Annotated in this window: 7 protein-coding genes; 6 read left to right on the top strand and 1 reads right to left on the bottom strand. The window is 40.7% G+C overall.

Annotated features, from left to right (window positions below; all coding sequences use genetic code 11):
- From HWQ38_RS30435 to HWQ38_RS30415, 5 genes are all read left to right on the top strand, one after another.
- On the top strand, window positions 1-507 hold a 507-nt coding region (locus tag HWQ38_RS30435), incomplete at its 5' end, for a TonB-dependent receptor (protein ID WP_292801299.1).
- Window positions 508-614: 107 nt separating this feature from the next.
- Window positions 615-1,748, top strand: coding sequence for a PepSY domain-containing protein (locus tag HWQ38_RS30430; protein WP_292801298.1), 1,134 nt, complete (start codon window positions 615-617; stop codon window positions 1,746-1,748).
- 350 nt (window positions 1,749-2,098) lie between these two features.
- Window positions 2,099-2,458 (top strand): VOC family protein, encoded by a 360-nt coding sequence (locus HWQ38_RS30425; protein ID WP_292801304.1) that lies wholly within the window; start codon window positions 2,099-2,101, stop codon window positions 2,456-2,458.
- A gap of 131 nt (window positions 2,459-2,589) precedes the next feature.
- A complete protein-coding gene (locus tag HWQ38_RS30420; RefSeq protein ID WP_292801296.1) occupies window positions 2,590-3,189 on the top strand; it encodes a Uma2 family endonuclease in 600 nt (199 codons plus the stop codon).
- 341 nt (window positions 3,190-3,530) lie between these two features.
- Window positions 3,531-4,868, top strand: a complete 1,338-nt coding sequence (locus HWQ38_RS30415) for a recombinase family protein (RefSeq protein ID WP_292801295.1) — start codon at window positions 3,531-3,533, stop codon at window positions 4,866-4,868.
- A gap of 273 nt (window positions 4,869-5,141) precedes the next feature.
- On the opposite strand, the gene HWQ38_RS30410 is transcribed toward HWQ38_RS30415, so the two are convergent.
- Window positions 5,142-6,305 carry a hypothetical protein gene (locus tag HWQ38_RS30410; protein ID WP_292801294.1) on the bottom strand — a complete coding sequence of 388 codons (1,164 nt, stop codon included), beginning with the start codon at window positions 6,303-6,305 and terminating at the stop codon, window positions 5,142-5,144.
- 1,054 nt (window positions 6,306-7,359) lie between these two features.
- Between HWQ38_RS30410 and HWQ38_RS30405 the strand changes: the two genes are divergently transcribed.
- Complete coding sequence (locus tag HWQ38_RS30405; RefSeq protein WP_292801293.1) at window positions 7,360-8,979, top strand: glycosyltransferase family 39 protein; 1,620 nt, start codon at window positions 7,360-7,362, stop codon at window positions 8,977-8,979.
- The last annotated feature ends 560 nt before the right edge of the window (window positions 8,980-9,539 follow it).

The following is a 9,539-nucleotide window of genomic DNA, read 5'->3' as shown; positions in this document are numbered from 1 at the left end:
TCTTCCCAGCACCGCCCTTCGGGACGGTGTGGGGCTGCTGTCGGAAATAGCTCAATTGCAGCTGGAGAAGTCAAGAGTCGAGGTATTGAATTCGATATTTCTGGGCGAATTTTACCTGGGTGGAATGTAATTGCATCCTTTGCCCATAAGGATACCTATGTCAGCGAGGATACTGACATACCTGTGGGTGACAGATTGGTTGGTGCGCCACGAAATAGCGCTAGCTTGTGGACAAGCTATGAATTTCAAAGTGGTTCCTTCAAAGGATTGGGATTTGGTGGAGGACTGTTTTTTGTTGGCGATCCCGAAGCTTTACTACCAAACAATGGAGTTGTCCTTCCCTCCTACGTCAGAACTGATGCCTCTATTTTCTATAGAAATGAAAATTGGCGAGTGGGTCTTAACTTCAAGAATCTTTTTGATACCAATTATTACGATTCTCATGGCTACTATCTACTTCCTGGAGCACCACTGACTGTTCTAGGAACAATTTCAGTACAGTTTTGATTCCACCCTAACCCTCGCCGATGCCTTGGGGAGCGAGTCTAATTCTTCCCCCCGATGCATCGGGAGGATTGAGGGGGTAAAAAATCTAACTTACTTTCGTGGCGATTATGAACCGGAAAAAAGTACGTAATATCGTTTTTTACCTGGACCGCTCTATCGGTTTTTGTGTTGGACTGTTGTTAATTGTCGTTGGCTTGACAGGTAGCCTGTTAGTGTTCGAGCAAGATTTTGACCACTTTATGATTAGTCAACAGTATGGACACATTACTCCCCAACAGGTGCAGTTATCCCCAGAGTCTGTGGTGAATACAATTGAGGCGAAGTATCCCGCGCGAGGTGATTTCCATCTTTTTCGCATTTATTTGCCAGATAATCCTTCTTCTCCCTATGTGGGGCAGTTGTCATCAACTGATGTGCAAAGGAAAGAGGTTTTTATCAACCCTTATACAGGCAAAATTATCGGTGAGCGGATAACGGATAAAACCCTAATTGGTCTAACACTTAGTTTGCACTACAGCTTGATGGCGGGCGAAACCGGAACTGTAATTGTTGGCATTGCTGCCTTTTTAATGTGTATACTCACCATCACAGGTTTAGTTCTCTGGCCTGGTTGGCGCAAATTGATTGCAGGCTTCAAAATCAAGCTTGATGCTCATCCCAAGCGGGTGAATTTTGACATTCACAAAGTGGCTGGCATTATCACTGTGTTTTTTTTATTCTTTACTGGCTTTACGGGCTTTTGCTGGAACTTTTACGATTTGACTGAGCCGATTATTTACGCTGTCACATTCACTCAAAAACCATCCGAGCCAGTATCTAAGCCAATTCCTAGTAAATCAACATTAGGATTGACAGAACAACTGAAAATTGCTGATGCTACCTTACCTAGTGGTGTTACCAAAAGCATTTATTTTCCTAGTAAACCAGAAGATGCTCTACAAATTCGCATGAAGCTGCCACAGGAAAATGTGGAGTATGGGAATAGTAATGTTTATCTTGACCAATATACGGGTAAAGTTTTAAGAGTTGATAATGCTCTAAAGATGCCATTGGGCGATCGCGTCCTCAATTCTTTTGTTCTTCTACACTACGGTACTTTTGGTGGCTTACCTACTCGCATTCTCTATGTGTTTGTCGGACTTGCACCGTTAATTTTATTTATCACTGGCTTGGTGATGTGGCGCGATCGCTATCGAACAAAATCTCCTACAGGATTTATTAAACGGTTCGTTTTAAAGTAATTATTAAAGTAATTATATGATGTCCGGTTAATCACTTACGATTAAGCACCTATTTGAGTCCAGCAATGAAAACTGAATCTGTAAGCCGCTTATTTCGTGGTCAAATAAAAATCTGTGCTTGTTGGGCAATTTCCATTCCCAATGCTGCACTGACTCTAAAAGGTATTTTACCCGCTCAGTGACCGTCGTAGACATCGCCTGTATACATCAAGAGGACAAGTTGTCATTTCTCATTAAGCATGGGGCATTGGTTATTAATTCATCTCCCTCACTCCCTGATCTCCCTCTACTCTCCGCAAAGATTCAAACTACGTCAAAATTTAAATAAACGCGATCGCATCTTACCAACAATGCACATTACCCAAAGTCTTCATACAGCAATTCTTGTGACTGACTTAGAACGCTCGGAACACTTTTATGGCAAAGTATTGGGATTAGCCAAAATAGATCGTTCCCTAAACTACCCTGGTGCATGGTATCAAGTTGGCGACTATCAAATTCATCTGATAGTTGCACCTACTGTCCCCACGGAAAACCCAAACGAAAAATGGGGACGCAATCCCCACATTGCTTTCTCCGTTGCTGACTTAGACACCGCTAAACAAGAGTTACTCAATTATAATTATCCCATTCAACCCAGCGCTTCCGGTCGCCCTGCTCTGTTTACACAAGATCCTGATGGAAATATTATCGAGTTGAGTCAGCAGTGAGGGGGAGTGGGGGAGAAGAACCAATGAAAAAGGGCATTGGAGCCTTGTGATATTGCAATCTCATTAAATTGGCAATTCTTCCTCCCGTTGCTGATAATAGTTTTAGAGCTAATTATTCAAGAGGTCTGATTGTGGTCTTTGCTCAAACGAGTCCCCCAGATGTAATAACAACTCGCCTCAGATTAGACGAGTATCGGGCTATGGAAGAAACCAACCCAGAACGCCATGAATACCGCAACGGAGAGATTATTACTATGTTGGGAGGTTCGGAAGCCCACAGTGCGATCGCTAGCAACTTATTAATTTACTTGGGGTTTTTACTGAGAGACACTGATTTTCGTTTGTATAACAGCGACTTGCGAGTTTGGATTCCTGAATATCAGTGTGGTACTTATACCGATTTGATGGTTGTTAATGGTAAACCAGAGTTCAATGGTCAGCGCAATGATGAAATTCTCAATCCAATACTTATTGTCGAAGTTCTATCACCCTCTACCGAAGCTTATGATCGAGGTGAAAAGTTCAGAAAATATCGCTCTGTTGGCAGCTTTTGTGAATATCTGCTTGTGAGCCAAACTGAACCCTACATTGAGCAGTATTACAACAAAGATCGTAATAGTAATGATCGCTGGCTATGGCAAGTTCACTCTAACCTTGAACGGGCGATCGTCCTACACAGTTTAAACGTAGAAATTCCCCTGACTGAAATCTATCGTCGCATTAATTTTTAAGGGTTTATATTTATTGTTAGAACCATTAGTTTTTCTCGCAAACTTTCGTGATAATATATGGAGTTTTTCTAGATGCGTTTTGTAATATCTAGGGTTCGGAAAAACAACACCCGTGCTGAGTGTAGCTAATTAATTTACACCTAAGTCAACGCCCACGACCTCATGTTTTTTGATGCTCGGTTCATGAGTCTCAAGGTAAGCAAAGGAGATAAACCAACTATCAGCAGTACGCGATATCGTGATTGATTTGCAGGTAGTATGTGGCAAGCCATTGTATAGTATTGTCTATAAAATTAGTACCTAAGTTCAATCTCACAAAACCGCATTGCTCCCAATGACAAATGAAAATCATTGCTTACTCTTATACCGATCCGCTATTAGAATCTTCTCCCGATCAAGCCGATTGGGGATGGGAGGTTGATCAGGTTTATGAAGATTTGGGCAAGCGAGAGTCCTTCCCTCCGGGGCGCTGCGCGAATGGACACGCTGCGCGAACGCAATTACAACAATTACTTACCGATTGCCAAACTGAAAGGGCAGATTATCTTTTGATTCGGCGGTTGCAAGAATTAGGGGATACTGTAGAGGAAATTAGCGATCGCCTTCATCAACTCGAAGCAATGGGAGTGGCGATAATTGCTACTGAACAGCCCTACACTTCCGAAAATTACCCTCTGGGCGCTGACTTGCTGAATTTGCTACACGCAATCCAACGTCAGCAACGTAGTCGTCGCATCCGTCAAGGACACGCCCGTAATCGTCTTGATGTTGCACCGCCACCCGGCAAAGTTCCCTACGGCTATCGCCGAGGTAAGGGAAAATATATTATAGATCGCAGTGCTTCACCAGTTGTCAAAGATTTTTTTGAATACTTTATACTCTATGGTTCCCTGCGGGGTTCAGTTCGTTACTTAGCGAAAAAATACGGCAAAAAAATCTCTGTAACCACAGGAAGACGCTGGCTGACTAATCAAGTTTATCGCGGCAATACAGCTTACCAAAATGATGAAATTATCTCTAATACCCATATTCCAATAATTTCTCAGGAAGAAGCAGCCCAAGTTGACCGACTTTTACGCCGTAACAGCCGTTTACCATCCCGAACTGCTAGTGCTAGGCGTTCTTTAGCGGGGTTGGTTGTCTGTGCTGAGTGTCAGTCACATCTGACAGTTACCCGTGTCACCCAACGCAATCAAGATCAGGAGTATCTTTATTTACGTTCTACTAGCTGTCCCCAACGCCCTAAGTGTAAGGCTATTCCCTACCAAGAGGTTTTAGAACATACAATTGAAACGGTTTGCCGTGACTTACCCTTAGCGGTTGCGGGGATGAATTTTCCTCAGTTGGATGCAGTCAAGAATAGTTTAGGGCAAGCGATCGCACGTCAGCTAGAAATACTTGCTCAGTTACCCGCTTTAATTGAAACTGGAATTTTAGATGCCGAAACAGCAAAATTAAGGGCTTACAAACTCCATACAGAAATTTCTGCACTCGAAGCAAAGTTGGCGACTCTTCCCCCAGTTAACTTGCGTTCTGTTGCTCAAGCTGTTTCTATACCACAATTTTGGTTAGATTTGTCGGAAACAGAGCGACGATTTTACTTTCGAGAATTCATCAAGCAAATTGAGATTATTCTTCAGAATAAAGAATTAAAACTCCGAGTTATTTTTATTTTCTAAGTAGGGGCACAGAAAAAGCTTATACGTGTCAACTTAACGTGAAAGTTAGTCTAGAAGCAGCTTTTAGAGATTATCTCGTTCCCAGTCGGAGACTGGGAACGCATTCCGAGAGGCTCCGCCTCAAGACTTGCGGCAGCAGCCCAACGAGCAGCATTTCCAGCCAGAGGCTGGAAACGAGGTTTTAAAAGGGTTTTGGCTTAAGTTGACACCAATGAGCATTGCTGTGCCCCTACGAGAGATGTGATTCAAATAAATGAAAACTGGTGTAAAACGCTATTTCTGAGACGGTTGATCCTTAGTATACGCAGCAGGTTTTGGCCCTGCATTCCGCACATTGATAAATTTATTGAGGATATCAAACCAAAAAGGCGCACCCATAGCAATAGCTAAACCACTGACTATCCAACCGCAAATTAATCTAAAAACCTGCCAAATTGTGATTAATAAAACGTTTCCACTATTCGGCTCGAACTGTTGATTGAGGTTTTGCCATCCAATGGGTATAGAAGCATTTCCTAATAGTTTCTCGATTTTACTTCTAGCTTCTTGATCATTTATATAATCGGCTCGTTGACTTGCACTTTGAGTAATTGCAGAGCGAATAACCGAATCCTGCGACAATCTATTAATCAGGTGAAATGTATCAGTATTAGTTAATATGGCAATTGATATTCCAATGATAATAGCAACTCCTTTGGCATTGCGCTTATAAACACCACTGGCTCGATCCATAGAGCGATCAAACCATGTTTCGACTTCATTTTTAAACTGATTTATTTCTTCTGTGAGGTCGCCAACCTTTATCCTACTACGTTGAGCAAGCACACGAAGACTGTTAATTAAACTATCAGGTACATCATTAGGTAACTCTTGATTAACAAAATCTCTAAATTCCTGGTCAATATCTCCATAAACTGTTTGAATTGTTTTGTAACTTTCACTATTTGGATCATTAATACCTGCTTGAAGTTCTTTATAAGATGCTAATATCATGTGCAAATTGGTTTGAACTTCATCACTAGGATGTTTCACATAATTAATTAACTGGGGAATTTTCAAGGTATCTAATAACGTAATTGCAAATGTTTCAGATGGAAGATATGAAGGGGCGCTTTGTTTGTCTCCTAGTGGTTTTTTGTTACTGCTTTTAGTATTTTCCCGAAACTGCTTTTCTATTTTCTCCTTTGTTTGTTGATTCAAGCTATTAATCAAAGGATCGTTATAAAGTTTATGTACTAAATTTCTTGCCTTAGTAATATCTGATTCTTCAGTTTCGCTACCGCCTGCTAAAAGTAATTCAATTGAATTTTTTAAATGTTTAGCTCTCCATTGTAAAAATGTGGTAATCAATTCTTGAATTTCTGAAGCTAGCAGGCTCAAAATCAAGTAAATGAAGACTAAGCCAACAGTAATATCCACAACTACAGGTAAATTCATTGACAGGCTCCCATAATTTTATAGCTGCTTATTTTCGTAAAAAAGGCTTTTACAAAATTCTACAACACAGATGTCTAACTTAAATAATCGCTTAATTAAATTTAAAATGCTAAAACTTGCTCATTGTCTAGCCATCTACATCGCTTAAAATCTTTTATTTGGGGACTGCCAATAAATAAATTATCCATCTTGTGGGGTGGGCAGGAAAGCCCGCCCTGAATATAGGACGGGTGTCCTCACCCATCTCACAAGAAAATTTAGGATGTTTCTTTATCGTAAATTAAAGGGTTTAAGAAACTGCAATCTACATATAGCACCCATTTCAGTTGGGGTTTAAATCAAGAGAAGTTGCCACAAACTCCTTCACACAAGGCACTTCTCAACTCTTAGAGACGCTGTTTGCGAACGTCTGAAATGTCTTTAATTTTTAATTTTTAATTTTTAATTGTCAGTCCTTTATACCATTTTAGATTTTAGATTTTAGATTTTGGATTGTGAAACATCGATTGGATAACCGTTTCAGGTTTCCATCTATCGCAATCATTTTTAAAATTGGTATTAATCCTCATTGAGAGGACTTTAGCTATTAGCCTCAAAATTCATTCTCAAGCGGGATGGGAAGAAAGTAGAAGATTTAAAAGATGTTGGTAATTACTATGCAAAAAAATCACAAATAATTCCTTGAAGTGTTCAGCCTACCATTGAAACCCTGTAGCAATTATTTCCTAAATTTCCGAATTTAGCTACCTTGCAACTAAGTAGATAAAAATTAAACTAAGGGTGACATTAAAAATAAAATACAAATTCATTTACGGAGTAATCAGCAGGTAATAAATAATTTTTTGTCTGTATTATTTTTATCATTGATCGGCTGAAATGTTCTTTAAATAACTAAGATAAATTTTTCAAAAAATAGCGCCAATTAGAGAAAGTTGAGTTAATCTTGGAAACTAGCAATTGTTAATAACATACGTTGTTACTGGGTGGCAACATTGGAGATTCGCTAGATGTCTCTATGTAATCAAACCAGCAAGTAAAATGATTACCAGAGAATATGCAAGAAGGAAGCTTTATTTGGAGTCATCTAGAAAAACAGGATCGCACGGTTGGCAAATGGATTGATTGGGTATGGCTAATAGTATTGCTGTTGGCAGCAATTTTACTGTTTAGCATCAATCTGGGAGGATTGCCCCTGCGAGATTGGGATGAAGGTACTGTGGCACAGGTTGCGCGTGAAATTTGGCATGCACCAGCAGGTTCAATGCGTTGGCTTTACCCAACGCTAGGAGGCGAACCATATCATGACAAGCCGCCTTTGATGCATTTGCTAATTGCTTGGGCTTATTCTTTAGGAGGCGAAAATGAGTGGACAACGCGTCTACCTGGAGCAATTTTAACAGCGACATCTGTACCTTTACTGTATTGCATTGCTCGAGAGATATTTCGCCAGCGTTGGGCTGCTATTTATAGCGCCTTGATTTACCTAACAATGTTACCCGTGGTGCGTCATGGGCGGTTAGCAATGTTGGATGGGGCGATGGTAAGTTTTTTGATGGTGATGATGTTGTGCGTGTTGCGATCGCGCCGAGATTTACGTTATTGTCTTGGTGTTGGCGTTAGTTTTGGGTTGATTTGCCTAACTCAAGGGCTGCTAGGTGTATTATTAGGTGCGATCGCGATCGCATTTCTGTTTTGGGATACGCCACGACTACTCACCTGTTACTATCTGTGGATAGCAATTTTAATTGGCATTCTCCCCGTAGCCGGTTGGTATGGTGCCCAACTAATTCACTATGGTTACACTTTCGCTCAAATTAGCCTTGCAAACCCATCAGCAAGGGAAATTGGCGCTGTTGTAGAGGGGAATTCTCAACCACCTTGGTACTATGTGATCGAACTTCTCAAGTTCACATGGCCGTGGTTATTATTCTTACCGCAAACTATCCGCTTAACTTGGGAAAATCGCAACCTTAGTTGGGCAAAACTAGTAATGGCGTGGAGTGGTGTTTACCTGCTGGTAATTTCTTTGATGATTACCAAAGTTCCCTGGTATCTATTCCCAATTTACCCTAGTTTAGCCTTAGCTTTTGGTATCCAGTTATCAGAGACAGAAAATTCGCCTTTACTCTCATCTTATCCCCGTGCTTGGGTGGCTGGTTTGGCGATACTTGCAGTAGTCGCTTCTGCTGGGAGTATTTATTTCAGTTGGGGTACAACACCGAAAATAGACTTACAACTGATTTTTGCCGCAGTAGCTTTAACTATGACCTTAGCAGCTATTTTAGCAGAACGAGGCGACGGGCAATTTCTGAAGATTTTGTTTTGGGGAAGTTATATTTCGCTGCTGCTGTTAATGAAATCTAACTACTGGGTTTGGGAATTATCGGAAGCCTATCCAGTTAAACCAGTCGCCGCGATGATTGTGCGCGCAAATCCAGCTACGAGGAAGATTTACACATCTTTTCCCTATCATCGTCCCTCGTTGGATTATTATAGCGATCGCACGATCATTCCCGCTTCTGTTGGTGAACTGCAATATTATTGGCACTACAACGGACAACCCTACTTTCTACTTCATGCATCTGCTTTCAACAATCTTCAACTAGACTCAATGAAGCTAGTTGATCAAGCTGAAGGCTGGAAGTTAGTTACAAAAGATACTAATCGATTGTAAATCTAGGGCATTGGGCACTTGTACTGAGCGTTCGCGTAGCGTCTCGTAGAGAAGTCGTTGGCGCAGCCTCTCGTAGAGAAGTATTGGGCATTGGGCATTGCTTTCTCCCACTCCCTCATCTTCCTCATCTTCCCCTACCTCCGATTACCTCGTTCCCAGTCTCCGACTGGGAATGCCTATTTTGAGGCTCCGCCTCTAATTAACTTCAATTATGTTAAAAAATTTTTGAGTGCAAAAATAATAAATTATGTTTTCGTTGTCAAACATTAGTTTTAAATACTTTTATAAAATACCCAAAAGTATCTAACTGCACATATTAGCTATGATAAATAATTTCACTAACTGACAACCTCTGAGCGTGTAACTTATGACTATTAATGATCCTAAGGATAATCTTCTGGCAAGGAGATAAATAATTAGAGATTCGGCAAATAAATTAGTGAGATGTATGTTATGGTTTTTATAGGAATCAAAAAAGTAAAAGTACAAAAAGACTTCAAGACAAGTTTGAGGCAAACTCAATAAAGTTTTTTTGCTCTGGTAAGTCCACTTCAATTCGC

Source organism: Nostoc sp. NMS7 (genome assembly GCF_017115085.1).
Lineage (GTDB): Bacteria > Cyanobacteriota > Cyanobacteriia > Cyanobacteriales > Nostocaceae > Nostoc.
This window is presented reverse-complemented; position numbering and strand designations above follow the sequence as displayed.

Bases quoted from the DNA above. Each gene is read 5' to 3' on its own strand.
- HWQ38_RS30425 (WP_292801304.1), top strand. From the start codon at position 2,099: ATGCACATTACCCAAAGTCTTCATACAGCAATTCTTGTGACTGACTTA.
- HWQ38_RS30410 (WP_292801294.1), bottom strand. From the start codon at position 6,305: ATGAATTTACCTGTAGTTGTGGATATTACTGTTGGCTTAGTCTTCATT.
- HWQ38_RS30430 (WP_292801298.1), top strand. From the start codon at position 615: ATGAACCGGAAAAAAGTACGTAATATCGTTTTTTACCTGGACCGCTCT.
- HWQ38_RS30405 (WP_292801293.1), top strand. From the start codon at position 7,360: ATGCAAGAAGGAAGCTTTATTTGGAGTCATCTAGAAAAACAGGATCGC.
- HWQ38_RS30415 (WP_292801295.1), top strand. From the start codon at position 3,531: ATGAAAATCATTGCTTACTCTTATACCGATCCGCTATTAGAATCTTCT.